Source organism: Streptomyces sp. NPDC052023 (genome assembly GCF_044548465.1).
Classification (GTDB): Bacteria; Actinomycetota; Actinomycetes; order Streptomycetales; family Streptomycetaceae; genus Streptomyces.
The window spans coordinates 513,789-540,283 of record NZ_JBIUBW010000002.1 but is presented as its reverse complement, the minus strand read 5'-3'; the positions used below and the strand labels follow the sequence as shown (position 1 = coordinate 540,283).

Here is a 26,495-nt window from a genome sequence, read left to right as displayed (position 1 = left end):
GGGCCCGGCGCGCTCGCGCCGGGCCCTGCCGATGAATCCTGGTACTACTTCAGCTTCGTACCGGCCGACCGCAGGTTCCGGCAGGCCTCGACGACGCGGGTGGCCATACCCGCCTCGGCCAGCTTGCCCCAGGTCCGCGGGTCGTAGGTCTTCTTCGAGCCGACCTCGCCGTCGACCTTCAGGACACCGTCGTAGTTCTTGAACATGTGGTCGGCGACCGGACGCGTGAAGGCGTACTGGGTGTCGGTGTCGATGTTCATCTTGACGACGCCGTTCTCCAGCGCGGTCTGGATCTCCTGCTCGGTGGAGCCGGAGCCGCCGTGGAAGACGAAGTCGAAGACCTTGGCGTCGGCGGGACGGCCGTACTTGGCGGCGACGCCCTCGTTGAGCTCCTTCAGCAGATCGGGACGCAGGACGACGTTGCCCGGCTTGTACACGCCGTGCACGTTGCCGAAGGACGCGGCCAGCAGGTAGCGGCCCTTCTCGCCCAGGCCCAGCGCCTCGGCGGTGCGGATCGCGTCGTCGACCGTGGTGTAGAGCTTGTCGTTGATCTCGTGGGTGACGCCGTCCTCCTCGCCACCGGTCGGCGTGATCTCGACCTCGAGGATGATCTTCGCGGCGGCGGCGCGGGCGAGCAGCTCCTGGCCGATGGCCAGGTTGTCGGCCAGGGTCTCGGCCGAGCCGTCCCACATGTGGGACTGGAAGAGCGGGTTCTCGCCGCGCGCGACGCGCTCCTCGGAGACCGCGAGCAGCGGACGGACGTACCCGTCGAGCTTGTCCTTCGGGCAGTGGTCCGTGTGCAGGGCGACGGTCACGTCGTACTTCTGGGCCACGATGTGCGCGAACTCGGCCAGGGCGACCGCGCCCGTGACCATGTCCTTGTTGTGCTGGCCGCCCAGGAACTCGGCACCGCCCGTCGAGATCTGGATGATGCCGTCGCTCTCGGCCTCGGCGAAGCCGCGCAGAGCCGCGTGCAGGGTCTGGGACGAGGTGACGTTGATGGCCGGGTAGGCGAACTTGCCTGCCTTCGCCCGGTCGAGCATCTCGTTGTAGACCTCGGGGGTTGCGATGGGCATCTGTCCGCTCCTTGTATGTGCGGGTTGGCGTTCTGCGTACTTACGGCCCTGACCTAGACCTGGGGTGCGACGTCATCGTCGGCCCCATCCTTCCAGACGAAACGGGATGCTCCGAGGGCCCCCGGCGGGGCTGCTCAGTCCAGGCCCAGCTCGTCCTTCGCGTACGCGTACAGGTAGGGCACCCCGGCGCCCTCCTCGATCTTCTCGGCGGCGCCGGTCGCCCGGTCGACGATCGTGGCGACGGCGACCACCTCGGCGCCGGCCTCGCGCACTGCCTCCACGGCGGTGAGCGGGGAGCCGCCGGTGGTGGAGGTGTCCTCGACGACCAGCACGCGGCGGCCCGCGATGTCCGGTCCCTCGACCCGCCGCTGGAGGCCGTGCGCCTTGGCGGCCTTGCGCACGACGAACGCGTCCACCCGGCGGCCCCGCGCGGCGGCCGCGTGCAGCATGGCGGCGGCCACCGGGTCGGCGCCCATGGTGAGCCCGCCGACGGCGTCGAACTCCAGGTCCGCGGTCAGGTCGAGCAGCACCTCGCCGACCAGCGGGGCGGCCTCGCCGTCGAGCGTGATGCGGCGCAGGTCGACGTAGTAGTCCGCCTCCAGACCGGAGGAGAGGGTCACCTTGCCGTGCACCACGGCCTTGTCCTTGATCTGCTGCAGCAGCGCGCCACGTACGTCCGTCATGGTGCCCAGCTTAGAGCCGCCTCCAGCGCCAGGTCGTCGTGGCCTCCAGCGGCTCGAGGGGCGTGACCAGGCGCGGGAGGGTGTTGAGCCCGTTGGGCGGGCCGGTCTGCGGCTCCACGCAGACGGCGGTCTTCTGCTCGTCGTAGACCACGACCCACTCCTCGGGACTGGTGACCCTCAGCTCCAGCCGCCCCGGCCAGGTGAGGGTGACGTCGACGCCGCCGGGCATGCCGAAGCAGTCGTCCCAGGGGCCGGGCCCAGGGTCGACGCGGTTGCCGGTGGGGAGGTGGTCGTCGCCGCGCTCCTCCTGCCAGGCCGGGGCGAAGTCGAGCTGCGCGTCGGCCCCGCCGAGGTTCCGGTTGAACCACGGGTGCCAGCCGATCTGCGCCGGGAAGGAGTCGTCGTACGTCTCGACGGCCATGGTCAGCGTCAGCGCGTCCGGCGTGAGGGCGATCGCCTGGGTGACGCGGCCGGAGTAGGGCCACGGCTCCACCAGGTCGTACGTCAGGACCGCCTCGTCGGCGGTGACTCGGGCGGTGTTCCAGGCGCCGTCGCGGACGGTGCCGTGGATGGCGTGCGGCGGGGCGTTCAGGGGCAGCTGGTGCAGGACGGCGCCGTTGTGGAACCGGCCCTCGCGGGTCCGGCCGCACCAGGGGACCATCGGGAAACAGCCGAAGCGGTCGCCCTGGCGGAGCAGTTCGGTGCCGCCGACGCGGAGCCCCGCGACACGGCCGCCGTTGTCCGGCCGCACGGTCACTTCCGCGTCGCCCGCGGTCAGTGTGATGGGTTCGTTACTCACGGGACGACCCTACTGGGAGGATCAAGAGGGCCTGTCCGGACGCGGTGGCTCAGTGGCGGCGGCGCAGGGCGCGGCCCAGGACGATGGCTCCCGCCACGACCAGCGCGGCGGCGGGTGCCGCCCAGCGCAGGGTGGGGTGCTGGGCGGCGGCCTGCGGGGCCGGTACCGGGGCGTAACGGCCGCGGGGCGGGGCGTGGTCGACCTCTTCCGCGCTGCGGCCGATCATCGTGCGGCGCGCGTGCGCGGCTTCCGCGGGTGGCTCGTCGTCCCCGGTGAAGGCCTGGGCGGCGGCGGGCTCCGCGGATTCCTGCGCGTCGTCGCCCGCCGGGGCGGGCTCGTCGGCGGAGCGGTCGAGGGACGGGGGCGGGACCTCGGTGTCGAAGACGGACGGCGACTCCTCGGCGGGCGCCTGCCCGTCGGGTGCCCGCGGCACGTCCTCCCGCTGCCGCTCCCCGGCGGAAGCCGCGTCCCCGGCGTCGTCCTGCTGCCGCTCCCCGGCAGGAGCCTCCTGCCCCGCGTCGGATGCCAGGTTCTCCGCCGTGCGGTTGAGCAGGCGGGTCACCGCGGAGTGGACGGTTTCGGCGGGCAGCTCGGTGATGCGGCCGTCGGCCGTGGCGCCGCCCTGGACGGTGAGGGTGGTGCCGCCGTCGGTGTCGCGGAGGCGGAGGGTGAGGGCGAGCTTGACCTCTCCGGTGCCGCGGGCCTCGGTGGCGTCGCCCTCGACGGCGTACGAACCGTCGTCCTGCGCGGTGACGCGTACGGTGCCGCGGTAGGTGATCGAGTGACTGCCGACCCGCACCTTGAGCCGCCCGGCGACGGGCTCGGCACCCGCCTCCTGCTGGAGCCCGGGAACCGCCCGGGCGACCCGGGCGGGGTCGGCCAGCGCCGCGCCCAGCCGAGCGGAGGGAACCGGAACGAACACCTCATGCTCCATGCCGACGGAGCCTACCCGGGGTGACCGGAAGTACGCCCCCCTCGGGACCGACTCGCCCGGTGTCTCTCCCGTGCCGTCAGTACCTCGGATGCACCAGCGTCGACGCCGGCAGCCCCGTCATCCGTGGCCCCGGGTCGCGGCCGGCCCTGACCAGCGGCGGGGTGCCGCCGGGGGCGGCCAGGACGAAGCCCCAGTCGTCCGGGGTGCGGGCGGGGCGGCCGGTGGTGAACGCGGTGTCGTGGCCCGGCACCTGGTGCGGTGCCGTGTGCAGGCCCGCCGCGCGGATCGTCGTCTCGACCGTCCAGAAGACATCCGGGCGGGAGCCGACCGGGCCGGCGTGCACCGACAGCCGGCCACCGTCCGCCAGCACGCGCCGGGCGAGGCCGTAGAACTCCTGCGAGTACAGCTTGGTGCTGGCCGTGATGCCCGGGTCCGGCAGGTCCGCGATCACCACGTCGTACGCCGCTGCCGGCGCCCCCCGCAGCCAGCGGAACGCGTCCGCCGCCGTGACATGGACGCGCGGGTCGTCGTAGGCGTGGCCGTTCAGTTCGGACAGCGCCGGATCCCGGTCCGCCAACCGCACGACCTCCGCGTCGAGTTCGACGACCTCGACGTGCCGTACGCCCGGATGCCGCAGCACCTCGCGGGCGGCCAGCCCGTCGCCGCCGCCGAGGATCAGCACGCGCGCGTGCGGGCCGTTCATCGCGGGGCGCACCAGCGCCTGGTGGTACCGGCGTTCGTCCCGGCCGCTGACGCGGAGCCGGCCGTCGATGAAGAGGTCCAGTGGCCGGCCCTCGGTGCCGCCGGTCAGGACGATCTCCTGGACGTCCGTCTGCACGGCCACCCGGACGTCCCTGCCGTAGACGGCGGTGCGGGCGGCACGCTCGAAGTCGTCGACGAGGGCGGCGGCCACGGCCAGGACGGTGAGGACGGCGACGTTGGCGGCGACCAGCAGCCGGCGGGCGCGGCACGTGAGGTCGCGCCGGAACAGGCCGAGGACCAGGCAGCCGCCGGCGACGACGTTGACCGCGCCGGTGAGCAGGGCGCCGGTCAACTGGCCGAAGAACGGCAGGAGGAGGAAGGGGAAGGCGAGACCGCCGACCAGGGCGCCGACGTAGTCCGCGGCGAAGAGGTCGGCCACCGCGCCGCCCGCGTCCTGGCGGCGGATGCGCTGGATCAGCTCCATCAGCAGGGGGATCTCCGCGCCGATCAGCAGTCCGATGGCCAGGGAGAAGGCGACCAGCAGCCAGCGGGGGCCGTCGGCCCACAGGCCGCCCCAGTCGCCGGTCCAGGCGAAGACGGCGTACAGGGCCATCGCGCTGCAGCCGCCGACCAGGGCGAGGATCGCCTCGACGGCCCCGAAACCGGCGGCGGCGTGCCGGCGCAGCCGCTTGGCGGCGAGCGAGCCGATGCCCATCGCGAAGACCATGACGGACAGCACGACGGAGGCCTGGGTGACCGAGTCGCCGATCAAGTACGAGGCCAGGGCGATCAGTTCGAGTTCGTACACCAGCCCGCAGGCCGCGCAGACGAACACACCCGCGAGGACCAGGAACCGCCCGGTCGCCTGCCGCACGGGGATCCGGGCGGGGGCGCGCCAGGGCGGGGCGCCGGGTGGGGCCGGCGCGTGCGGGTCGATCACGACTGCGACGTTACGTCACGGGTGCGGAGGTATTCGTCACCCACACGTGTGGAACCGCGTGATGTCGGGGCCGGCGCGTTTGGACCGGTCTCGTCCGGTTTACGCCCACCCGATCCCGCCATCCGGCCCGAACGGCGCCCCGGCGGCATCTCGTCGTCACCCGGTGGCCGTGCGCGTCAACTCCCGCCCCTGGTGCCCACCGCCGCTCTGACCCCCACTCTCGTCCGCGTCGCGACCAACTGGCCGTCCTGGGGGTAGGCGTGCCAGGTGCGCCAGTGGACCTGGCCCTCGTGGTGCTGGGCGAGCAGGGCGGTGAAGGCGTGCGGGCTGCCGGGGAAGACGCCCACCAGGCCGTTGGGGTGGTCGGAGACCAGGGCCAGCAACTCCTGGGCGCGGCCCGCGAAGGAGCCGGGCGACAGTGCCTCGACGCGCGCGGCGAACTCGTACTCCCAGTCCCCCACCCGCTTCGCGACCCCGAGCGGCAGGGGCGTACTGCTGCCCGGGATGCACGCCACCGTCTCCGAGCAGCTGCTCCGCTCCTCCTCCAGGAGCACCTGGTGGGACGCGCCGAGCAGGCGCAACTGGAGCTTCACCCCACCCAGTTCGAGGTCGAGGACGGCGAGGGCGGGCAGTGGTTCACGGCCCAGCGCCCAGGCGAGGTCGGCCGCGCGCGTGTCGGTGTAGGAGGTGTTCAGGGTCGTGAGCATGGGTCGGCTCCGCTAGCACGCAAGGAAAGGCGGTGTGGGTCCGGCGCGCCCCGGTCGACACCGGGAGATCGGCCCGGCGGCCCTGTCAGGAGCCCGGTCGGTGGCGGGGTCCGCAGGACCTCCGAGGCCGCGTTGGTGATGTAGAGGGAATCATGAACTGTGACAACGCCACAGCGTTTTTACCCAACTTCGTGGGGTTTCCATCCCTCAGAGGGCTCCTCAGCTCAACTGTTCAACCAGGGCGCACGACTGAGCGAGGCCGGCGCACGCCGGAGCGAGCGCGAACGGCGGCTGGACCGGCGCACGGACGGCGCCCGCCCGGAAGGGTCCCGGCGGGCGCCGCGCGGCGGGGATGCGGTTCCCCCTTCAGGAGCTCGGCTGCCCCGTGTCAGCTGCCTCCCCCGCATCCACCACCGCCGCCTCCGCCACCGCAGGACGAGCCGCCGCCGCACGACGAGCCGCCGGACGAACCGCTCCCGCAGGAGGAGGACGAGCCCCCCGAGTCGCCGACGGTCCACCAGCTGTCGCCGCCCCCGCTGTGCGAACGGCCACGGCGGCGGGACCGGCGGCCCACCGCGCTCCTGCCGCTGCGGACCGAGGCCACGATGCACACGAGCACGAAGGCCATGAAGAGCGCCAGGATGATGCCGAAGACCATGGCGTCACCCTCCTTCCGTTTCCCCCGAAGCGGCCCCCCGTGGGCGCCTCGTTCTCTTGCGTGGCGAGGAGATGCCCGATCGCCGCGCGGCCCAAAGCAGAGTTGAGGAACTTCTGAGGGTCCTTCAGGGGAAGCGGCCCCTGACCTGCACAGAAGGGCAGCTCGGGTGCTTCCCGTGCTTCCTGGACCGCATCCTGGGCGGGCCTTGAGCACAGCCGGAACCGGGCGTGGGCCACGGCGGCGACGCTGTCACAGGGCGGAGCGTCATCCGGTCAATTGTCCGATAAGAGGCAAATGCGCCACTACATGCCCGCGTGGCTGATGCCACGTACCTGAACGCCCACACGGCCCATGCTCCAGCCATCCGAGGACGGAACAGCCCGATGCCCAGGACCACGATCGCCACCGACCGAGTGACACTCGGCAGGCAGATGCACGCCTCTGACGTTTCCGACACGGCGTTCGCGCTGCTCGACGAGCAGGGCACCGTGGTCGCCTGGACGCAGGCCGCCGAGCACCTCGCCGGACACGCCGCCCGGGACGTGGTCGGCCGGCCCGCCGCCCTCGTCCTGCCCTGCATGGGCGCGGCGCAGACCATGTCGGCGTACGTCGAGCAGTGCCGTGCCCGCAACGGCTGGTCGGGCGCGTCGGCGGTGCGCCACCGGGACGGCCGCGTGCTCCCCGCCGGTCTGCGGATCACGTCGGTGCGGGGGCAGGACGGGGCGGTGCGGTGGCTCGTCTCCGCGACCGATGTCGGCGTGCCGTCCGGGAGCGCGATGGACGCGATGAACGCGTCGGTGCAGGGGGCGATTCTCGACCGCGCTCCGATCGGCGTCGTCATCCGTGACCGGCGGCTGCGTTGCATCTTGGCGAACGACGCGATGGAGAGCCACGACGGCATCTCCCGGGACCGGCGGCTCGGACGCGGGATCACCGACGCGTGGCCCGGTGTCGAGACCGAAGCCACGGAGGCCGTGATGGGGCGGGTGCTCGGGAGCGGCAGCACCAAGGTCCATGAGTACCGGACGTGGCTGCCGGCGAGCCGGGGCGAGGAGCGCCCGTTCGCGGTGTCGTTCTCCTGTCTGCAGGGCGCCGACGGCCGTGCGCTGGGGGTGTGCACCATCAGCATCGATCTCACCGAGAGCAGGCGGGAGCGCGAGCGCCTGGCGGTCCTCGGTGAGGCCGGCACGCGCCTGGGCAGGACCCTGGACGTGACGCAGACCGGTCAGGAACTGGCCGATCTCGCCGTGCCCCTGCTCGCCGACTTCGTCACCGTGGACCTGGAGCAGTCGGTCCTTCTCGGCGAGGGGCCCTCGATCGGCGCCGGCACCGTGGGCGAACGCCTCCCCGTGCTCCGGCGTGCCGGTCTGGCCTCGATCGCCCCGGGAATCCCGGAATCCCTGTGGGTGCACGGTGAGCCGGTGCCCCTGGGACCCGCCTCGCCGTACGCCGAGGTCCTGCGCACCGGCAGGTCCTGCCTCCAGTCGATCGTCGACGCCGCACCGGGCTCATGGATCGACCAGGACCCGGCGCGGGCGCGGAAGATCCATGAGCACGGCATGCACTCCGTGATGGTCGTCCCCATCCGTGCCCGGCGCGCGCTGCTGGGTGTGGCGGTGTTCGTCCGCACCGAGAATCGGGCACCTCTGAAGGAGGACGACGTGCTGCTGGCCGAAGAGTTCCTCAGGCGCGCCGCGGTGGCGTTGGACAATGCGCGCCAGTACCGCCGCGAGCAGACCGCGGCCCTCGCGCTCCAGCGCAGCCTGCTCCCGCGCCGGCTGCGTGGCGGTGCGGCGGTCGAGGCGGCCTCGCACTACCTGCCCGCCGACATCGACAGGTGCGTCGGCGGCGACTGGTTCGACGTGATCCCGCTGTCCGGTGCCCGGGTGGCCCTCGTGGTCGGCGACGTGGTCGGACACGGCATCGGCGCCGCCGCGGCGATGGGAAGGCTCCGCGCCGGGGTGCACGCGCTGTCCGGCATGGAACTGCCCCCCGACGAACTGCTGGCGCACGTCGACGAGGCGGTCCAGCGAGAGGCCGAGGGAGACGGCGACGATCCGGACCAGCTCACCGCGCCGGTGGGCGCCACCTGTCTCTACGCCGTCTACGACCCGGTCACCCGCCGGTGCACCATGACCGCTGCCGGGCACCCCCCGCCCGCGATCATCGACCCACAGGGCCGGGTCACCTTCCCCGACCTGCCCACCGGAGCTCCCCTCGGCATCGGTCTGGGAGTCCCCTTCGAGGCCGTGGAGCTGGAACTGCCCGAGGGGACCCTGCTCGCCTTCTACACCGACGGCATGGTCGAGACCCGCGACCAGGACATCGAGGAGGGCATGCACCGTCTGGGCATCGCCCTGGCACGACCGGATCTGCCCCTGGACGACCTCTCCACGCGCGCGATGGAGCCCGTCCAGGCTCAGGCGGCCTGCGACGACGCCAGTCTGCTCCTGGTCCGCACCCGTGCCCTCGCCCCGGCGCAGGTCGCCGGCTGGGCCCTGCCCCCGGACGAGACCGCTGCCCGCCGCGCCCGGGACCTGGCCGCCGGTCAGCTGGCCGCATGGGGCATGGAAGCGCTGGAGGACTCCACGAAGTCGATCATCAGCGAACTGGTCGCCAACGCCGTCCGCCACGGCACGGGCCCGATCGGCCTGCGTCTGATCCAGCACCAGGTCCTGACCATCGAGGTGTCCGACAGCGACCCCCGCTCCCCGCACATGCGCAGCGCACGCACAACGGACGAGAACGGCCGCGGCCTCGCCATGGTCGCCCGGCTCTCCCGCCGATGGGGCTCCCGCCCGGTGCCCGGCGGCAAGGTCGTCTGGGCCGAGGCGAACATCGCCTGATCGTCCGGCCCTCATGCGTCCTGCCGCACTCCGACGCGCCGGACGCCAGGTTGAGGAACTCCACGGCCTGAGCGCAGGATGACCGCCATGACCTCCACCGAACGCCCCTTCCTCAACCGCCGCCTCGCCGAGTTCGGAACGACGATCTTCGCGGAGATGTCCGCGCTGGCCCTGAGCACGGGCTCGATCAATCTGGGCCAGGGGTTCCCCGACACCGACGGCCCCGAGGAGGTCCGTGAGGCGGCCGTACGGGCCCTGCGCGACGGGCGCGGCAACCAGTACCCGCCCGGCCCCGGCGTCCCCGAGCTGCGCGCTGCTGTCGCCGCGCACCAGCGGCACCGTTACGGGCTGTCCTACGACCCGGACACCGAGGTCCTGGTCACCGCGGGCGCCACCGAGGCGATCGCCGCCGCCCTGCTGGCACTGGTCGAGCCCGGTGACGAGGTGGTCGCCTTCGAGCCGTACTACGACTCGTACGCGGCCTGCATCGCCATGGCGGGCGGCACCCGGGTGCCGGTCACGCTGCGCCCCGACGAGGGTTCGTTCCGGCTGGACCTCGACGAACTGCGCGCCGCCGTCACCGACCGCACCCGCCTGCTGCTCATCAACACCCCGCACAACCCGACCGGCACCGTGCTCACGCGCGCGGAGCTGACCGCGATCGCGGAGCTGGCCGTCGAGCGGGATCTGCTGGTGGTGACGGACGAGGTGTACGAGCACCTGGTCTTCGACGACGCCGAGCATGTGCCGCTGGCGGCCTTCCCCGGTATGCGCGAGCGGACGGTGACGATCTCGTCCGCCGGCAAGACGTTCTCGTTCACCGGCTGGAAGGTCGGCTGGATCACCTCGGCGCCGGAGCTGGTCACGGCCGTGCGCTCGGCGAAGCAGTACCTGACGTACGTCGCGTCGGGCCCGTTCCAGTACGCCGTCGCCGAGGCCCTCGCGCTGCCGGACTCGTACTTCACGGCGTTCCGTGAGGACATGCTGGCCAAGCGGGATCTGCTGGCGGCGGGCCTCGAGGACGCGGGGTTCGCCGTCTTCAAGCCGGCCGGCACGTACTTCGTCACCACCGACATCCGCCCCCTCGGTGAGCGCGACGGCATCGCCTTCTGCCGCGCCCTGCCCGAGCGCGCGGGCGTAGTCGCCATCCCGAACGCCGTCTTCTACGACCACCGGGAGGAGGGCGCGCCCTTCGTACGGTTCGCCTTCTGCAAACGGACTGACGTCCTGGAGGAAGCCGCGGCCCGGCTCCGCAAGGCGTTCGCGCACTGACCGCCGCCCATGGGGCCAGCCGTCCTTGGCACGGCCGTCCTCAGACTCCAGTCGGCCCGCCACCAGCACCGCAAGACCCCATCGCAGCCCGCGCCCCGGTTCGCTCTGCCTTCTGCACGGGCGGAGGGCCGCAGGCTATTCGGTGTCCTTCGGGTGCCGCGGGGATGCGTGCACAAGGATCACAGTCGAGGTGGCCGGGCTGACCAGGTAGCGAACCCTGCCGCCGCTGGTGATTTCGTACTCCCACTGCTCCAGCTCAGAGCCCTTCCATTCCCTGGTGGCGTGTCTGCCTCGGAGCTGGTGCCGGCGGTTCCAGTTGGCCCGCGACAGCGGGTCTGTGCGAAGGGCTTCCAGGCAGCGATGCGCGTTCGGCAACGCCACCCGGCACAGCTCCTCCCAACCGGTCGCGGCCTCCGTCGTCCCATGGATGACGTTCCAGCCGCTCAGCGGAGGGACGCTGACCCGATCGCCTTTCTTCGGGCTCACTCGTGCACCTCGACCGGGCCGAGGTCGACGTCACCAAGCGGACGGAGTGCTTCCCTGAGCTGGTCAGGGTCGGCATTGATGCGGGCGGTGGCTCGCCACGAGACGATCGCTCGGTGCACAGCGTCCCTGGCGCCCAGTTCAGCGGCGTCGGACAGCGCTTCCAGAAGCTCGACAGTGAATTCCCGGACTTCCTCAGCGTCCAGGTGGCGCACCCACGGGAACACCTCGGGCAGCGCGAGCAAAAGCGACTTGGCACCGTCATCCTGCTTCAGCAGTGCAAGGAACAGCCGGGACGCCGTGGTCAGGTTCTCCTCGGCGCGCTCTGCGTATACAGCCGTGGTCAACACCATGTCGGGCGCGTCTCGGTGCGTGACTCGCAGGCATCCCAGGGCGGCGGCCCTGGCCGCGACAGCTTTCGGGTTCCGCGACAGATCGGTGAAGGAGACGGACTCCGATTCGAATGCCGAGGGTGCGATGCTCATACTCAGATTGTACTCTGATTGTGCTCTGATTTCCATGGCGCGAGGCGGGCTACAGCTCAAGGTCCTACTCCTGCGACAGACCCGCCCCCGCCGAAGTCGCTACTGGCCGGCAACGAGTTCACGGGGGCCGACCCGGCCCGACGCGGAGCCAGGAAACAAATAGGTGCATGAACACGTAGTGGCCTGGATCACCTCGGCGCCGGAGCTGGTCACGGCCGTGCGCTCGGCGAAGCAGTACTTGACGTACGTGTCGTCGGGGCCGTTCCAGTACGCCGTCGCCGAGGCCCTCGCGTTGCCGGACTCGTACTTCACGGCGTTCCGTGAGGACATGCCGGCCAAGCGGGATCTGCTGGCGGCGGGCCTCGAGGACGCGGGATTCGGCGTCTTCAAGCCGACCGGCACGTACTTCGTCACCACCGACATCCGCCCCCTCGGTGAGCGCGACGGCATCGCCTTCTGCCGCGCCCTGCCGGAGCGCTGCGGGGTGGTCGCGGTCCCCAACGCGGTCTTCTACGACCACCGCGAGCAGGGCGCACCCTGTGTCCGTTTCGCGTTCTGCAAGCGGACGGGCGTGCTGGAGGAGGCGGCCTCCCGGCTCAAGGCGCTGGCCCCCTGACAGCCACAGACGCACCGACACCCGTACCGGCCACACGGCCTGGCTGCTCCGAGCCGCCGCGCACCCGCACTCGACTGCCGCCTGGTCGACCGGGACACCCGTGATCGGCAGTCATGCCGCGCAGCCCGCCTGTCGGCGGACACGCTTCCGTCAGCGATCAACCGGCCCGTTACCTCGAGGAAGTACGTGGTGGTTGTCGACCACGTCCGGCGACGGCGGTGCCGACGGCACGGGCCTGGCCGGCCGGGAGTCCCTCGTCAGCGGGCGTCCGCCTCGGGATCCGGGCGCGGGAGTTCGTCGAGGTCGAGGGTGAAGGTCCGGCCGTCGGCCAGGGGGATGGGGAGCTTGCCCGTGCCGTACTCGTGGGTGTGTGCGGCGATGTAACCGGTGGCGGTCGGCTGGGTGTGAAGGACGACTTCCTGAGCGTAGGGGTCCACGACCAGGTAGATCGGGATCCCGTACCGGCCGTACTTCGCGGTGCAGTCGTCGTAGTCCTTGCGTGCGGAAGAGGTCGGGACGACCTCGGAGATCAGCAGGACGTCCTCGAAGCTGTAGCGCTTGCCTTCCTTGCGTGCGTCCTCGCGCAGGATCGCGAGGTCGGGCGCGGAGTTCTCGTCGGCGGGGAAGTCGATGTAGACATCGGAGGTGACCTTCGCGTGACGGCCGAGAGCAAGAGCGGAGTCGATCTGCATCGACCTGATGGTGCTGGAGTGCTCTTCGCTCTGCGGGGTCATGATCACCTTTCCGTCGGCCCCGAACAGGACCGTGTACCCCTTGGGGAACTCGGTGTGCACGATCGCGTCGGCGCTCATGGACGGCTCCTTCCCGTGTGTGGTCAGAATACGACGGACGGTGCCGCGTCACCGAGCCCGTCGGTACGGCCGGCAGACCGGTCCGGACAGGTTGTGCGGCCCGCTCACCGCCGGTGCAGGAGATCCGCAGCGCGGCCTGTCGCACGACATTAGGAAGAGGTGGGCCAACGAGGAGTCGCCGGATCACAACTCCGTCTTCTACGACAACCCCGAAGCCGGCCGCAGCCAGGTCCGCTTCGCCTTCTGCAAAAGGGGCGACGTTCTCGCCGAGGTGCCAGTCGACTGCGACATCTGGCGTCCTGAACGCACGCCCTTTTCAAGATGTGAGGCTGGAGGACTTGGTGTCCGGAACGGGCATGCGGAATGCCGCTCGACAATGCTGACCGTTCGAATCCGCCCCGGGCGGGCCGGTCAATGGGCCGTCCCGGGAAGTCGGAGCGTCCGCGCGAAGTCGTCCAGTGCCTCCATCACCGCAGCGATCACTTCCGGATCGTCGTGGTGGCCGCGGAGCAGGACGTCGGGTCGGCCGGCCGGGGTGTGCCAGTGGTATGTCACCGAGGTCATCATGATCGTGCTGTCCGCAGGGTAGGAGCGGGTGACCCGGACCCCGTTCTCGCCCAGATGCGGAGAGGCGAACGGCACACTGCCGGTTCGCTGCTGCCACTCGGGTATGTCCGGGTGCGGCACCGTGAGCGCGGTGAGTCCCTCGCAGGAGGACGCGTCAGGGGCCTCGCAGTGGATGCGGGTGGCGTGCATCACCAGCGGCATGTAGGTCAGCGGAACGGGGTGGTAGATGAACGCCTCGTCGGCCTGGAGTTTGTCCCGCAGTGTGACGATCGTCTGCTCGTAGAAACTCTTGTGGAATCGGCGGAGTTTGCGGGTGAGTTCGGTGCCGTGTTTGGCGGCCAGGTCGGTCAGGTGCGGGTCCAGCCATTCCTTGAAGGTCTTCTTGTCGATCTGGAGCCAGAGGTAGCCCCAAAGGCCCTTGTTGGCATCCGTGTCGATGTGAAGCGCGCCGAGGTCGGTGCTCCACAGGGTGCCTTCGGACATGAGTGGTCTCTTTCTTCGAGGGGCACGGCAGAAGGGAGCCTTCAGGCGTAGCTCCAGCGGAAGGTGCCCATCACCGCATCGAACAACTCCACGAGCGTGTCGTAGAAGGCGGGATCCGAGCCGGGCGCGATCAGGGCGCTGAAGGAGAAGGTGAGGTACTGATCGGGGGCGCTGTCCGGGACCGGAACGAAGTACTCGACCCGGCGGTGAGCGACGTCGACGCCCTTGGCCGCGTCGGCGGGCAGGTCGCGCTCCGAGCGCAGGGCCGCGGTGTCATCGAGCTCCCGCGACTCGGCACCGGGAGTCACGGAGGCGAGCGCGGCCAGGACCGCTTCCGGGCCACTGCCGGGCCTGACCCGCGGAATCTCGATCGGCTCGGAGGCCACGATCGAGACGGGCAGCGCTACGCCGTGGAGGCGTTCGGTGGGGAGGTAGAGGGTCATTCCCCCCTTGGCCCTCGCCCGGCGGACGACCTTCTTCATCTCCTGGGTGAGCTTCAGCCGGGCCTTCGGAATGTCGTCCTTGGGGAAGCCGACGGGCAACTGTGCGACGGCCTTGCGCACGATGCGGCCCATCGCTTCCTCGGTACCCGTGCGCAGCGGAATCACGTCCCAGCCGGGTGGCGGCACGAGGTTGAAGCCGTTCGGGGCCTGGCGGTGCTCAGCGGTGGTCATTGCGCCCCCGCGTCACTTCCACGGCGTAGGCAACGCCTACGAAGAGCGCCCACGCCGGGGCGGCGATCATGCCCGGCCAGAAGCCGAAGAACAGCGAGGGGAGGAAGAAGCCGCCGCCCATGGCGAGATCCCGGGTGAGGTAGGGCGGACGGGTCGCGTACCGGGGGTACTTCACGAACACCCAGACGTAGTGCAGGAGGCAGCCGACGATCCCGGCCTCATAGACGTAGAGCACCTCATGCATGAGGGACTTCGGCACCAGGATCATGATTCCCAATACCGGCAGGAACAGCGGCATCCCAATGAACAGTGTCAGCCGAAGCCGGCGGTTGGGGCCGGTGCCGAGCCCCGTGCGGGCGGCTTCGGCTTCGACAATGCGGTGCGCCGAGTTCAGGTCCATGGTCATTCCTCACCAGTGGGTGTCGGGGGCGGGCTTCAGAGTGTTGTCCTTCCAGTCCGAGTACGCCGCGTTGTACGGCTTCTCGCCGGTCTCGAACTTCTCGTTGGTCCAGCTTGTCAGGTCACTCTTGCCCAGCGCCTTGTCCATGACGTCCATCCCCATGCCGGTCCACGCGACGCCGAGCCCCACTTGGTAGGACCTGTACGCCTTGTCTGCCGCAGCACCCGCGGCCTCCGGGAAGGCGGCCTTGTTCGCCTGCAGCATCTTCGCCATGCCGGCCATCTCCTTGTCGCCGAGGTGCACCAGAGTCGACAACGGGCTGACGCTCAGCGGCCCCTTGACGACCAGGCCGACGTTCTGGGAGATGGACTTGCGTATGCCGTTACGGGCCGCACCGATCACCTGTCGCCCCGGCCCTTCCGTTGTTTTGGACATCAGCCGTCCCATGTCGTCCAGGATGCCTTTGACGCCACTGAGCCCTCGGCTCAGTCCGGCGGTCCGGGCAGCCTGGGCGGCGCCCACGGTGGCCTTGGCGCCGCTTGCGAGCTTCGCGGCAGAACCGATGCCGCCGACGACGAGCAGTCCGCCCACGACGTCGAAGATGACATCCGTCCAGCTGGCGTCTCCGGACGCCACCAGTAGGAGTCTGAGCCCGATGGTGAGCGCCGCGATGCCAAGGATCAGCAGGTTCAGACCGGGAATGGCGAGCGCCAGGAAGCCTGCCACCGTCGCGACCCAGCCGAGAACATCGATGAACGCCTTGATCTCGTCCGCATGGTCGTGGACCCAGCCCTTGACGTCGTCCCACAGCGAGTCCTCGATCACGTCCTCGATCTCGTCGCGGATCTTTCCGGCATGGTGGTTTGCGCGCGTGTCCCGGGCTCCGGTGATGTCGTTCAGCCGGCTTCGGTAAGGCTGGAGGGGATCGTGGTCCGTGCCGCTGGCGGAGGGCCGGGGCGTGCCCTTGTCGGCGGAGTCGGCTTCCGTCTTCTTCTCCGCCTCGATCTCGCCCTGCTTCTCCTTCGCCTGGTGCAGGACCTTGTCGGCGTCCGACTGGAAGTCCTCCAGTTCGTTCGCCCACTTGGTCAGATGGCCGTGGACACGCTCGTAACGGCCGGCCACCTCCCGCATGTGCTTCTCCAGCGTGCCGGACTCCTCGCGCAGGCGTTTGACGTACTTGCCCTTGAGGGTGTCCTCGCCGCTGATCGCCTTGAGGTTCTTGGCCTGGTCCCGGAGTTTCTTGGCGACCGAGACCATGTGTCTGACCTCGGCGCGGATCTCCTCCGGATCACCGGGCACAGGGTCGGACTCGCACAGCGGCTGCCAGTCGACAGGACGGCGCTTGGATGTAGGTGTCACTTGTTCTGCTTCTTCTCGCCCCGTTTGGCCAACTGCGTGTCCAGGTCCTGGAACGCCTTCTTGGTTCCGGCCACCATCTCGCCCACCGAGGTGAGTGACTCGATGAGCCGGGTGCGGTAGTCGTCCCAGTTGTCGACGAAGTCCACCATGACCTCGGCCATGGCACCGGAGCCCCAGTGCCTGTCCATGTCGTCGCGGCGGTTCTCGATGTCCTCGAAGGTCTTCTTGAGCTGCCCGAGCTTGCGTTCGCAGTCCGCGAGGAACGCGTAGTCGACCGTCAGGTCCGGATCGTCCATGGATGCCCCTGTCCCCGTAGGCGTTGATCTGTGTGTTCGCGTATTTCAGTCCACCCTTGGTGGCATACGGGTGACGGCCGCGTCCCTGGTCGTGCGCTCGTCGACGCCCCGGAAGATGGCCAGGAGGAAGGTCGCGAAACCCAGGTTCATGTCCTTCGGCAGGGACACGTCCAGCCCGTCCTGCTTGTCCTCTGCCTGAGCGCTTGAGTCGGACGCCGACGCCGTCGGCGTCACCGTTTCCTGGTCGGCGCCGGCGATCGTGTGGTTGCCCTTCGAGCTGGCGTCCCCGCTGCCGCAGACTGTCAGCAGCAGTGCGGCTGTTGCGGCGAGCCCGGCGGCAAAGGGCAACGTGCGGCGCTTCACAGTGGTCTCCCCGTGAGACAGACGTTCAGTCAAGCGTCTGACGGGATCGGGGAGCTTCTCGATGCCGCCAGAGTGAACTTCCTCAAGAACATGACTGATTCGGGATGTATAGGTCTGCGTGCGCGGCGCTCTGTGTCCTGATCGTGCTCAAACGGCCGACGGCTCCGGACGTCGTGCCTGCTGCGTCTGGAGCCGCCGTTGCCCCTGGATTCCGTTTGGCTATCGCTCCGCTGCACACCTGCCGCAGGTGCAGGGCGGGTACGCCGACGAATACGGCACCGGCTCGGGCTGTCGCCGGCCAGGGTCTCTACCTTGCCCCGGCCCTCGGTCACGGTGCCCTCCGCGTCGACCTGATACGCGGCGCGGCCGCCGTCTTCTACGACCACCGCGAGGCGGGCGCACCCTTCGTGCGGTTCGCGTTCTGCAAGCAGCGGGCGGTGCTGGAGGACTCCGTAGCTCGGCTCAAGACGCTCGCAGGACAGCGGTAGGCGAGGTCGTCGAGGCGCCGGGAAGGCGTGTTCACCGGCCGGCGGTGCGTCCTTGCCGACCGCGAGCAGCCGCTGCCCTACGGCCCCGCTACCCGTCAGCGGGCGGGGCGGCGGAGGTCGAGACGACCTCTAGCGGAGTCGATCTGCATCGCTCCGATGGTGCTCGAGCGCTCTTCGCTCCGCGGGGTCATGATCACCTTTTCCCTTCGGGGAACTCGGTGTGCACAATCGCGTCGGCGCTCATGAACGGCTCCTTCCCGTGTGTGGTCAGGTGGCGACGGACAGTGCCGCGTCACCGAGCCCCGCGGTACGGCCCGCAGATCCGCCCTCGGCGCCGGGCGAGCCGGACGGGCCGCGGGTCGCGTAACCCGGCCTCGAAAACAGCGAAGCCCGGTCAGGACACCGGCCGCGCGGCCGGTGCCCTGACCGGGCTCTCGGGGGCCCCGGGCCGCCCTACTCCTCGTCCTCGGGCTTGTCCGAGTCGTTGATCTCCTTCTCCAGGCCGAGCTGCTCGACCAGCCAGCGGTCGAACTCGATGGCCGCGCGCACCCAGCTGACCGTCGAGGAGACGAAGAACTCCAGGTTGACGCCGGTGCCGACCAGCATCTGGGCCTCACCGATGAGGCGGACGGTGCCGTCGTCGTGGGTGTGGCTGTAGACCTTCGGCCACAGGGTCCGCCGGTTCCAGTCGTCGATGGACTCCAGCAGCTGCGGCTTCTCGTCGATGGGGTGGGGGCGGTCGTAGAACGTCCGCACCGAGAAGACCTGCTGGTCACCCTCGCCGCGGAACATGAAGTACGTACGGAACTGCTCCCACGGCGCCGCGAGGTCACCCTCTTCGTCGACGACGTACTTCAGCTCCATCTGGTCGAGGAGCTGCTTCACAAGGTCCTGATCCGGGACGACGGGGCCCGCCGGCCCTTGGGGCTCGGGCTGGGGCTTGCCCCCGAAGTTCGGAATCGAGGACGGGTCGATGGTCACCGTGAATTTCCCTTCGTACGGATTCCGCCATCCTCCCCCATGCGGGGAGGGGGGTGGCAAGCCCCGCCGTAGTCTGTCCGCCGTTGGCGGACTTGATCCGGCCGGTCGGCCGGTGCGGGCGGGGACCGTGACAGAGGTACGGGACGACGCGGCGACGGGGCGGGACCAGGCCCGCAGCCGCGCCTGGCGGGGAATCTTCGCGGCCGTCGCGGCCGTGCCGGTGCTGATCTTGGGCGTCCTCGTCGTGGGCGTGCCGGCCTTCCTCCTGACCGACGACGAGGAGGTCGGCAGGCACGTCGCCGAGAAGGCCGACTGCGCCGAGGCGCCGGCCTTCGGCGGGGCCGCGCTGCCGGAGGGCGCCCGCACCGAGTCCTGCACGGTGACGCACGGGACCGACCCGGGTTACAGGGCCGTCTTCCGGATGCCGCGCGCGGACGTGCGCGGCTGGCTGGCCGGCAGCTACCCGGACGCCCCGGAGCCCCGCCGGGCCTGCGCGAGCTCCGACGCCGACCTGTGTCTCGGCCTCCGCCGCTCGGACGCCCTGCCGGGGGACGCCCGCGCGCACGGGGTCCAGGTGGAGATCGCGCACCAGGACGCCGGGACCGCGCTGGTGAGCTTCTCGGCGTTCACGATCTGCCCCGGCTGTCAGCACGGCCCGCCGAGAAGCTCACCGGCCGGCGGCTAGAGCGTCTTGCCGGTCGCCGGTCCCACGATCAGACCCTCGCCGAAGGTGTCCACGCGGACCGTGTCGCCGTCCTTGATCTCGCCGGAGAGGATCTCCTTGGCGAGCCGGTCGCCGATGGCGGTCTGGACGAGGCGGCGCAGCGGGCGGGCGCCGTAGGCCGGGTCCATGCCCTCGTCGGCGAGCCAGGCCAGCGCCTCGTCGGTGATCTCCAGGGTGAGCCGGCGTTCGGCGAGCCGCTTCGCCAGCCGGTCGATCTGGAGACGGGCGATCCGGCTCAGCTCCTCCTTGTTCAGCGCGGAGAAGACGACCAGGTCGTCGAGGCGGTTGAGGAACTCGGGCTTGAACGATGTCCGGACCACCTCCAGCACCTGTTCCTTCTTCTCCTCCTCGCTGCTGATCGGGTCCACCAGGAACTGGCTGCCCAGGTTGGAGGTCAGCACCAGGATGGCGTTGCGGAAGTCCACCGTCCGCCCCTGACCGTCCGTCAGCCTGCCGTCGTCCAGCACCTGGAGGAGGATGTCGAAGACCTCCGGGTGCGCCTTCTCCACCTCGTCGAGGAGTACGACGCTGTACGGCCGGCGCCGCACCGCCTCCGTCAGCTGGCCGCCCTCCTCGTAGCCGACGTACCCGGGCGGGGCGCCGACGAGCCGGGCGACGCTGTGCTTCTCGCCGTACTCGCTCATGTCGATGCGGACCATGGCCCGCTCGTCGTCGAAGAGGAAGTCGGCGAGCGCCTTGGCGAGTTCGGTCTTGCCGACGCCGGTGGGGCCGAGGAAGAGGAAGGAGCCGGTGGGCCTGTCCGGGTCGGCGATGCCGGCGCGGGAGCGCCGCACGGCGTCGGACACGGCACGCACGGCCTCGGTCTGGCCGATGAGCCGCTTGCCGATCTCCTCCTCCATGCGCAGCAGCTTCTGCGTCTCGCCCTCCAGCAGCCGGCCGGCCGGGATGCCGGTCCAGGAGGCCACGACGTCCGCGATGTCGTCGGAGCCGACCTCCTCCTTGACCATGGTGTCCTTGGCGACCTCCTCCTCGGCCTCCGAGGCGGCCTCCAGATCCCGCTCCACGCCCGGGATCTCGCCGTACAGCAGCTTGCTGGCGGTGTCGAAGTCGCCGTCGCGCTGGGCACGTTCGGCCTGCCCGCGCAGTTCGTCGAGCTTCTCCTTCAGCTCACCGACCCGGTTGAGGGACTGCTTCTCCTTCTCCCAGCGGGCGTTCAGGCCCCGCAGCTCCTCCTCCTTGTCGGCGAGGTCGCGGCGCAGCTTGTCCAGGCGCTCGCGGGAGGCGGCGTCGGTCTCCTTGCTGAGGGCCAGCTCCTCCATCTTCAGCCGGTCGACGGCCCGCTGGAGTTCGTCGATCTCGACGGGCGAGGAGTCGATCTCCATACGGAGCCGGGAGGCGGCCTCGTCGACGAGGTCGATGGCCTTGTCCGGCAGGAAGCGGGAGGTGATGTACCGGTCGGACAGGGTCGCGGCGGCGACCAGAGCGCTGTCCGCGATCTGCACCTTGTGGTGGGCCTCGTAGCGGCCCTTGAGTCCGCGCAGGATGGCGATGGTGTCCTCGACGCTGGGCTCGGCGACCAGCACCTGCTGGAAGCGCCGCTCCAGCGCCGGGTCCTTCTCGATCCGCTCGCGGTACTCGTCGAGCGTGGTCGCGCCGACCATGCGCAGTTCGCCGCGGGCCAGCATGGGCTTGAGCATGTTGCCGGCGTCCATGGCCGAATCGCCGCCGGCACCGGCGCCCACCACGGTGTGCAGTTCGTCGATGAAGGTGATGATCTGCCCGTCGGAGTCCTTGATCTCGGCGAGCACGGTCTTCAGCCGTTCCTCGAACTCACCGCGGTACTTCGCCCCGGCGACCATGGCGCCGAGGTCCAGCGCGACCAGCCGCTTGTTGCGCAGGGACTCGGGCACGTCGCCCTTGACGATCCGCTGGGCGAGCCCTTCGACGACGGCGGTCTTGCCCACGCCGGGCTCGCCGATCAGCACCGGGTTGTTCTTGGTGCGCCGGGACAGCACCTGCACCACGCGCCGGATCTCCTGGTCCCGCCCGATGACGGGGTCGAGCTTGCCCTCGCGGGCGGCGGCGGTGAAGTCGGTCCCGAACTTCTCCAGTGCCTTGTACGACCCCTCGGGGTCGGCGTTCGTGACCCGGCGGCCGCCGCGCGCCTTGCGGAAGGCCTCCAGCAGCTTGTTCGCGTCGGCGCCGTGCCGGGTCAGCACCTCACCGGCGGCACCGCCCTTCGCGGCCACGCCGATCAGCAGGTGCTCGGTGGAGACGTACTCGTCCCCGAGTTCCTGCGCCCTGGCCTGGGCGTCGGCGATCACGGCGAGCATCTCGCGGTTCGGCTGCGGGGGCGCGACGGTGGAGCCGGTCACGCTGGGCAGCTGGGCGAGGACCTTCTCGGTGCCGGCGCGTACGGCCGCCTGGTCGGCCTCCACGGCGGCGAGCAGGTCGGTGACGTTCTCGTTCTCCCGCCCCTGGAGCAGAGCCAGGAGCAGGTGCGCGGGGGTGAGGTCGGGGTGTCCCTCGGTCACGGCCCGGTTGCCGGCCGCGTTGATCGCGTCCCGGCTCCGGTTGGTCAGCTCGGCGTCCACGTGTCCGTTCTCCTCCTTGCGTGAGCGACTGACTCAGGCAACTTCCACAAAGTTGAGTCTATTCCACTCAAGGGAATGGGTGGGAACGACCCGGGGTCTTTATGGAGTACCCGGAGGAAGCCCTGAACGCGCCAACGGCGGTGAGTGGCACTTTTCGGCCACACTCGAACGCGTGGCCGATAAAACGGGATAGCGGGAAAAATCCGCAAAAACTGCAGCGGGGGGAAGTACCTGAGCGATCTGTTACGACGGGGGAATCGCGTCAGGCACTGCGGGGGGTGGCCGAGATGGTCATGGGGCCGGACGGCTCCGGCTCCGCCAGACGATGGTCCCGCTGGTCCAGGTTCACAAAGATCATTCCGTACCGGATCGCACACCGTACCGGCTGCGGCGCCCCCCGAGGCCGCCGCAGACACCGGTACGCCCGCACGTCTCCGTCGTCGTCACGGGTGACGACGACGGGCTCGCCGAACACGGTCACCATCAACGAGTCACCGCTGTGGGGGATGGCGGTGGCCAGATCGATGAAGTGCCAGCCGGAGCGGTAGGCGGTGGCCATCTCTCTACGGAACGAGCGGTCATCGGGTGGAGTGGCCATGGTCAGTCCCACGTGGTGTCAGCCGGGAACGCCAGAGCGTCTCCATCATCGGACACCACTGATGCTGACCGCACAACGTCCGTCGCCGCGTCACTGCTCGCGCCTGAGAGGCCACTCAGTGCTCCGAAGGCCACAACGGCGGAGAAGGCGGCGACAAGCACCGAGCGAAGCATTCTCTTACGCATAGTCGGCTTCGTCCTCACTTGAAGGTCCCCTCTTCCCCCGTCGGATAAGACGATGGCTCATTCAGGCACGTCATGGCCACACAATCGATGCATCATGTTCCTGCATGTTCAGGACCCTGGGGGGTGGAGATTTGGCATCGAATGGGACGAAGGCGACGCATCCTCACGCGGTGACCGAGCTGTGTGACGAAGGCGGTCGTCTCTATGCCAACGCCCTCCGTACAGGACGTATCGCCCGTACGGAGGTGGAAGCCGCGCCCTGCCTCATGGAGTTCGCCCTGCTCCACCCCGATCCGGACGACCCGAACTGGCTGGTGCCGCTGCCGCCGTCCGTCGCCCTGGCCCAGCGGCTCAATCCCATTGAGCGCGAGATCACCGAGCGCAGGCGGACGTCGATCGAACTGGCCGACGCCTTCGAGCCGTTCATGGCACTCAGCGCCCAGCAGATCACGCCCGCGCACTCGATCACCGTGCTGGAGGGCCTGGACCGGATCAACGACGCGCTCGACCTGGCCACCGCCCAGTGCCGGTCCGAGGTGCTCACGGTGCAGCCGAGCCGAGGCAAGCGCCCCGAGAACCGGCTCATCGAGGCGATGGAGCGCGACCGCACGCTCATCGAGCGCGGGGTGCGGATCCGGACGCTCTATCAGCACACCGCCCGCTACAGCCCCGAACGCCTGGCCTACATGGAACAGTTCGCCGACGGGAAGGCGGAGTACCGCACCATCGACGAACTGGTCGAGCGGCTCATCATCTGCGACGAGAGCGTGGCCTTCATCCCGGTCCGCGACGACCGCCAGGTCGCTCTGGAACTGCGTCACCCCGGCCTGGTGAGCTACCTGATCAAGGTGTTCGAGTTCATGTGGAGCCGCGCGGTGCCGCTCAGCGCCGGCGCTCCCTACGAGACCGCCCCCGGCGGCATCTCCGAGATCCAGTACTCCATCGCCAAGCTGCTCGTGGAGGGCCACGTCGACGAGGCCATCGCACGACGCCTGGGCATGAACGTCCGTACCTGCCGGGCCCACATAGCCAAGCTGGCCACCGCCCTGGGCAGCGGCAGCCGTGCCCAGCTCGGCTACCTCATCGCACAGTCGGGGATGCTGGAGCGGGACCACTGAGGCCCGGGGCGGGACCACTGAGGCCCGGAAGCGGGACCACTGAGGCCCGGAAGCGGGACCACTGAGGCCCGGAAGCGGGACGACTGAGGCCCGGGAGCGGGGACATCTCCCGCTGCCTCAGCGGGCCGTGGGAGACCCCTGATTCGCAGATCCCTGATCAGGCACGGTGAGTTCGGCGGCCGAGAGCGGACGGGGCGGGCCGTCGAGACCGACCTGCGCTATCCGGACGCCCAGTTGCGTCCGGCTCGCCGCCCCGAGCGTCTCGGAGAGGCGGGCGATATGGGCCCGGCAGGTACGGACGCTGATTCCGAGCCGCTCCGCGATCACCGCGTCCTGGTGTCCCTCCGCCAGCAGTGCCGCGATCGACTGCTCGCGGTGGGAGATGCCCTCGATGCCGGTGTCCGGCAGCGCCGCGGTGAGCGGGACCGCCAGGCGCCACAGCCGCTCGAAGACCGTCACCAAGTACTCCACCAGCGCCGGGTGACGCAGTTCCAGGGCCATCGTGCGTTCGGCGTTCGCGGGGATGAAGGCCACCGTGCGGTCGAAGAGGATGAGGCGGTCGATGACCTCGTCCAGGGTGCGGGCCTCGACCGCGTCCCCCATGAGCTCCAGGTAGTTCAGCAGGCCCTGCCCGTGCCGCGCGACGTGGTTGTACAGGTCGCGCATCCGCACGCCCCGCCCCCGTAGCTCCAGCGCCCGGTGCAGGCCCTCCGACAGCTCGTGCTCGCGCCGGATGCCTCCGGGCTGCACGGTGAGCACCTCGGTGGTGCACGCCGCCGTCGCCTCGTCCAGCGCCGCCTGGATGCGCGAGGGTCCGTCCAGCACACGGATCGCCACGCCCTCGGAGGAGGACGCCTGACCGCCCAGACCGGCGTACCACTCGAAGGCCGCGACCGCCGAGCCCATCCGCCGCTGGCTGACGCTGATCTCGTCGTACACCCCGCGCAGCAGCCGGGTCATGACCTCCTGCGGGGAGGTCGGGACAAGCCAGTCCATGTCGTCGGGGTCGGGGTGCAGCAGGGCGAGTTCCAGCAGACAGGGCACCGCTTCCGCGTCGCGGCGCGCCACACGGCCCCGCCGTACGGCCCGGGAATACACGCGATCCCCGGCCTCGCACAGTCGGTCAGCACCATGCGGATGCTCGTCCGTCCCGTGCCCGGCCATGGCCCATTCCACCCCCGGTTCCAGCCTCTTCCGCAGCGCAACTATGCGCGGACCGGACCTGCTCCGCAACACGGCTCGCTCCAGGGTGACCGTGGGAAACCGCCGCTATGGCCGGTTTTCTCCCTCCCCCCGCCTGTCACGCCGCAACAAGCCGGCGGGGGCGTGTCCGGCCCCGCCGGGGTTGCCACCACCGCGCCGCGGTGCCCGGGTCCGGTCCGCAAAGATGACCGGAAGAATGACCGAAGGGGCGGCGCGCCACGGGCGCGAACCACCCCTCCACCCGTGCCCGGGAGCAGACCCCGCTACGTGAGCCCGATCGCCGCGCAGGCTTCCTTGTACTCGGCCGTGCAGATCTCCGACACCTTGTGGATGCCGTCCGCGACCACGGTGTCCTTGATGTTCTCCCGGGTCAGCGCGACCACCGACACCAGCTGGGCGGGGATGCCCTTGTGGGTCGGGCTGTCGACCCGGTCGCGGGCGAGGGCGTCGAACTGGATGTCCCTGCTCTGCACCTTGGCCACGGCCATCTCGGCGGCGGCCTCGGCCTCCTGCGGGTAGGACTTGTAGACGCTCATGTACTGCTCGCCGGAGACGATCCGCTGCACGCCCGCGAGTTCCGCGTCCTGCCCGGTGATCGGCGGCAGTTCGGTCACACCGGCCGCCTCCATCGCCTTGATGACGCCGCCCGCCATGCCGTCGTTGGCGGAGTAGACGGCGGCGATGTTGGCCTTGCCGATCTTCTGGATCGCCTCGGCCATGTTGGCCTCGGCGTTCTCCGGCTTCCAGTCCTTGGTGTCGAAGGTCTGGGCGATCGTCACCTTGCCGCTCAGCTCGGACAGCGCGCCCTGCTTGAACTGCTTGGCGTTCGGGTCGGTGGGCGAGCCGTTCATCATGACGATCTTGTCGGAGCTGTCGATCTCGCTGCCCAGCGCGTCGATCAGGGACCGGCCCTGGACCTCGCCGACGAGTTCGTTGTCGAAGGAGATGTACGCGTCGATGGGACCCTCGGCGAGCCGGTCGTAGGCGATGACCGGGATGCCCGCCTCCTTGGCCTTCTCCACACCGCCCGCGATGGCGTGCGCGTCCACGGCGTCCAGCAGGATGACGTCGACCTCTTCGTCGATCATCTGCTGCATCTGGCTCGCCTGCTTGTTGGCGTCCGCGTCCGCGTTGGCGTACCGGACCTCACCCTGATTCTTGGTGAGGGCGGCCACCCGCTCCTTGATGATGGGGTAGTCGAACTTGTCGTAGCGCGTGTTCGCCGTCTCGGGCAGCAGCAGGCCCACGGTGATGTCGTTGCCCTTGGTGGGGCTCGCGTCGCTGCTGTCCCCCGTCGCCTCCAGCACGCCACAGCCTGCCAGCGACAGGGTCAACGACGAGGCGACCACGGATATGGCGATACGACGACGCATGGATGAGCCCACTTCTGCTGCTTCCGGAGGTGGCCGCGGCACTGCGGCCCGGATGACTGAAGAGCCAACGCGTCGGCGCCCCTCAGCGTCAAGGGGAATCACTTAACGAGATGAC

Annotated in this window: 25 protein-coding genes and 2 pseudogenes; 6 read left to right on the top strand and 21 right to left on the bottom strand. The window is 70.1% G+C overall.

Annotation, left to right across the window (positions count from 1 at the left end):
* Nucleotides 1–44: 44 nt before the first annotated feature.
* From fbaA to ACIHCM_RS06540, 7 genes are all read right to left on the bottom strand, one after another.
* Nucleotides 45–1,076, bottom strand: coding sequence for a class II fructose-bisphosphate aldolase (gene fbaA, locus ACIHCM_RS06570; RefSeq protein ID WP_399890025.1), 1,032 nt, complete (start codon nucleotides 1,074–1,076; stop codon nucleotides 45–47).
* A gap of 134 nt (nucleotides 1,077–1,210) precedes the next feature.
* Complete coding sequence (pyrE, locus tag ACIHCM_RS06565; RefSeq protein ID WP_399890022.1) at nucleotides 1,211–1,759, bottom strand: orotate phosphoribosyltransferase; 549 nt, start codon at nucleotides 1,757–1,759, stop codon at nucleotides 1,211–1,213.
* Nucleotides 1,760–1,769: 10 nt separating this feature from the next.
* Entirely contained in the window at nucleotides 1,770–2,558 is a 789-nt protein-coding gene (locus ACIHCM_RS06560; RefSeq protein WP_399890019.1) for an aldose 1-epimerase, read from the bottom strand.
* Between the two features lie 49 nt (nucleotides 2,559–2,607).
* Complete coding sequence (locus ACIHCM_RS06555) at nucleotides 2,608–3,492, bottom strand: SRPBCC domain-containing protein (protein WP_399890015.1); 885 nt, start codon at nucleotides 3,490–3,492, stop codon at nucleotides 2,608–2,610.
* Between the two features lie 76 nt (nucleotides 3,493–3,568).
* Complete coding sequence (locus tag ACIHCM_RS06550; protein ID WP_399890011.1) at nucleotides 3,569–5,134, bottom strand: polyamine aminopropyltransferase; 1,566 nt, start codon at nucleotides 5,132–5,134, stop codon at nucleotides 3,569–3,571.
* Nucleotides 5,135–5,310: 176 nt separating this feature from the next.
* Nucleotides 5,311–5,841, bottom strand: a complete 531-nt coding sequence (locus tag ACIHCM_RS06545; RefSeq protein ID WP_399890008.1) for a DUF2617 family protein — start codon at nucleotides 5,839–5,841, stop codon at nucleotides 5,311–5,313.
* 388 nt (nucleotides 5,842–6,229) lie between these two features.
* Nucleotides 6,230–6,499 carry a hypothetical protein gene (locus tag ACIHCM_RS06540; RefSeq protein ID WP_399890005.1) on the bottom strand — a complete coding sequence of 90 codons (270 nt, stop codon included), beginning with the start codon at nucleotides 6,497–6,499 and terminating at the stop codon, nucleotides 6,230–6,232.
* A gap of 383 nt (nucleotides 6,500–6,882) precedes the next feature.
* On the opposite strand from ACIHCM_RS06540, the gene ACIHCM_RS06535 reads away from it, so the two are divergent.
* A complete protein-coding gene (locus ACIHCM_RS06535; protein ID WP_399890001.1) occupies nucleotides 6,883–9,345 on the top strand; it encodes a SpoIIE family protein phosphatase in 2,463 nt (820 codons plus the stop codon).
* A gap of 78 nt (nucleotides 9,346–9,423) precedes the next feature.
* Nucleotides 9,424–10,617, top strand: a complete 1,194-nt coding sequence (locus tag ACIHCM_RS06530; RefSeq protein WP_399889998.1) for a pyridoxal phosphate-dependent aminotransferase — start codon at nucleotides 9,424–9,426, stop codon at nucleotides 10,615–10,617.
* A 135-nt stretch (nucleotides 10,618–10,752) separates the two neighbouring features.
* Here ACIHCM_RS06530 and ACIHCM_RS06525 read toward each other — a convergent pair whose 3' ends face one another.
* Nucleotides 10,753–11,103, bottom strand: a complete 351-nt coding sequence (locus ACIHCM_RS06525) for a hypothetical protein (RefSeq protein ID WP_399889996.1) — start codon at nucleotides 11,101–11,103, stop codon at nucleotides 10,753–10,755.
* A complete protein-coding gene (locus tag ACIHCM_RS06520; protein WP_399889993.1) occupies nucleotides 11,100–11,585 on the bottom strand; it encodes a prevent-host-death family protein in 486 nt (161 codons plus the stop codon). Before ACIHCM_RS06520 ends, ACIHCM_RS06525 begins: the two co-directional genes overlap by 4 nt.
* Before the next feature lie 178 nt (nucleotides 11,586–11,763).
* Between ACIHCM_RS06520 and ACIHCM_RS06515 the strand changes: the two are divergent.
* A pseudogene (locus ACIHCM_RS06515) lies at nucleotides 11,764–12,201 on the top strand (aminotransferase class I/II-fold pyridoxal phosphate-dependent enzyme); the annotation flags it as partial.
* Between the two features lie 257 nt (nucleotides 12,202–12,458).
* On the opposite strand, the gene ACIHCM_RS06510 reads toward ACIHCM_RS06515, so the two are convergent.
* The 7 genes from ACIHCM_RS06510 to ACIHCM_RS06480 all read right to left on the bottom strand — a co-directional run bounded on the left by ACIHCM_RS06510 (nucleotide 12,459) and on the right by ACIHCM_RS06480 (nucleotide 17,155).
* The gene (locus ACIHCM_RS06510; protein ID WP_399889990.1) at nucleotides 12,459–13,013 is read right to left on the bottom strand and encodes a Uma2 family endonuclease; all 555 of its coding nucleotides are present in this window, start codon (nucleotides 13,011–13,013) and stop codon (nucleotides 12,459–12,461) included.
* Between the two features lie 411 nt (nucleotides 13,014–13,424).
* The gene (locus ACIHCM_RS06505) at nucleotides 13,425–14,063 is read right to left on the bottom strand and encodes a hypothetical protein (RefSeq protein WP_399889987.1); all 639 of its coding nucleotides are present in this window, start codon (nucleotides 14,061–14,063) and stop codon (nucleotides 13,425–13,427) included.
* A 41-nt stretch (nucleotides 14,064–14,104) separates the two neighbouring features.
* Complete coding sequence (locus ACIHCM_RS06500) at nucleotides 14,105–14,737, bottom strand: hypothetical protein (protein WP_399889984.1); 633 nt, start codon at nucleotides 14,735–14,737, stop codon at nucleotides 14,105–14,107.
* Nucleotides 14,724–15,137, bottom strand: a complete 414-nt coding sequence (locus ACIHCM_RS06495; protein WP_399889981.1) for a hypothetical protein — start codon at nucleotides 15,135–15,137, stop codon at nucleotides 14,724–14,726. The genes ACIHCM_RS06500 and ACIHCM_RS06495 overlap by 14 nt, the downstream gene beginning before the upstream one ends.
* Nucleotides 15,138–15,146: 9 nt before the next feature.
* Complete coding sequence (locus tag ACIHCM_RS06490) at nucleotides 15,147–16,496, bottom strand: hypothetical protein (RefSeq protein ID WP_399889978.1); 1,350 nt, start codon at nucleotides 16,494–16,496, stop codon at nucleotides 15,147–15,149.
* Entirely contained in the window at nucleotides 16,493–16,792 is a 300-nt protein-coding gene (locus ACIHCM_RS06485) for a hypothetical protein (protein ID WP_399889975.1), read from the bottom strand. Before ACIHCM_RS06485 ends, ACIHCM_RS06490 begins: the two co-directional genes overlap by 4 nt.
* Nucleotides 16,793–16,837: 45 nt before the next feature.
* Nucleotides 16,838–17,155 carry a hypothetical protein gene (locus ACIHCM_RS06480; RefSeq protein ID WP_399889972.1) on the bottom strand — a complete coding sequence of 106 codons (318 nt, stop codon included), beginning with the start codon at nucleotides 17,153–17,155 and terminating at the stop codon, nucleotides 16,838–16,840.
* A 368-nt stretch (nucleotides 17,156–17,523) separates the two neighbouring features.
* Between ACIHCM_RS06480 and ACIHCM_RS06475 the strand changes: the two are divergent.
* Nucleotides 17,524–17,643, top strand: a pseudogene (locus tag ACIHCM_RS06475) (aminotransferase); the annotation flags it as partial.
* A 453-nt stretch (nucleotides 17,644–18,096) separates the two neighbouring features.
* Here ACIHCM_RS06475 and ACIHCM_RS06470 read toward each other — a convergent pair.
* Nucleotides 18,097–18,624, bottom strand: coding sequence for a YbjN domain-containing protein (locus tag ACIHCM_RS06470; protein ID WP_399889969.1), 528 nt, complete (start codon nucleotides 18,622–18,624; stop codon nucleotides 18,097–18,099).
* A gap of 127 nt (nucleotides 18,625–18,751) precedes the next feature.
* On the opposite strand from ACIHCM_RS06470, the gene ACIHCM_RS06465 reads away from it, so the two are divergent.
* Complete coding sequence (locus ACIHCM_RS06465; RefSeq protein ID WP_399889966.1) at nucleotides 18,752–19,309, top strand: hypothetical protein; 558 nt, start codon at nucleotides 18,752–18,754, stop codon at nucleotides 19,307–19,309.
* On the opposite strand, the gene clpB is transcribed toward ACIHCM_RS06465, so the two are convergent.
* Together clpB and ACIHCM_RS06455 are read right to left on the bottom strand one after the other, a co-directional pair.
* Nucleotides 19,306–21,903 carry an ATP-dependent chaperone ClpB gene (clpB, locus tag ACIHCM_RS06460; RefSeq protein ID WP_399889963.1) on the bottom strand — a complete coding sequence of 866 codons (2,598 nt, stop codon included), beginning with the start codon at nucleotides 21,901–21,903 and terminating at the stop codon, nucleotides 19,306–19,308. The two genes, ACIHCM_RS06465 and clpB, sit on opposite strands and share 4 nt — an antisense overlap.
* 262 nt (nucleotides 21,904–22,165) lie before the next feature.
* The gene (locus ACIHCM_RS06455; protein WP_393103582.1) at nucleotides 22,166–22,501 is read right to left on the bottom strand and encodes a hypothetical protein; all 336 of its coding nucleotides are present in this window, start codon (nucleotides 22,499–22,501) and stop codon (nucleotides 22,166–22,168) included.
* Nucleotides 22,502–22,790: 289 nt separating this feature from the next.
* Between ACIHCM_RS06455 and ACIHCM_RS06450 the strand changes: the two genes are divergently transcribed.
* A complete protein-coding gene (locus ACIHCM_RS06450; protein WP_399889960.1) occupies nucleotides 22,791–23,804 on the top strand; it encodes a helix-turn-helix transcriptional regulator in 1,014 nt (337 codons plus the stop codon).
* A gap of 117 nt (nucleotides 23,805–23,921) precedes the next feature.
* On the opposite strand, the gene ACIHCM_RS06445 is transcribed toward ACIHCM_RS06450, so the two are convergent.
* Together ACIHCM_RS06445 and ACIHCM_RS06440 are read right to left on the bottom strand one after the other, a co-directional pair.
* Nucleotides 23,922–24,968, bottom strand: coding sequence for a LuxR C-terminal-related transcriptional regulator (locus ACIHCM_RS06445; RefSeq protein WP_399889957.1), 1,047 nt, complete (start codon nucleotides 24,966–24,968; stop codon nucleotides 23,922–23,924).
* Between the two features lie 302 nt (nucleotides 24,969–25,270).
* The gene (locus tag ACIHCM_RS06440) at nucleotides 25,271–26,380 is read right to left on the bottom strand and encodes a substrate-binding domain-containing protein (protein WP_399889954.1); all 1,110 of its coding nucleotides are present in this window, start codon (nucleotides 26,378–26,380) and stop codon (nucleotides 25,271–25,273) included.
* Nucleotides 26,381–26,495 lie beyond the last annotated feature (115 nt).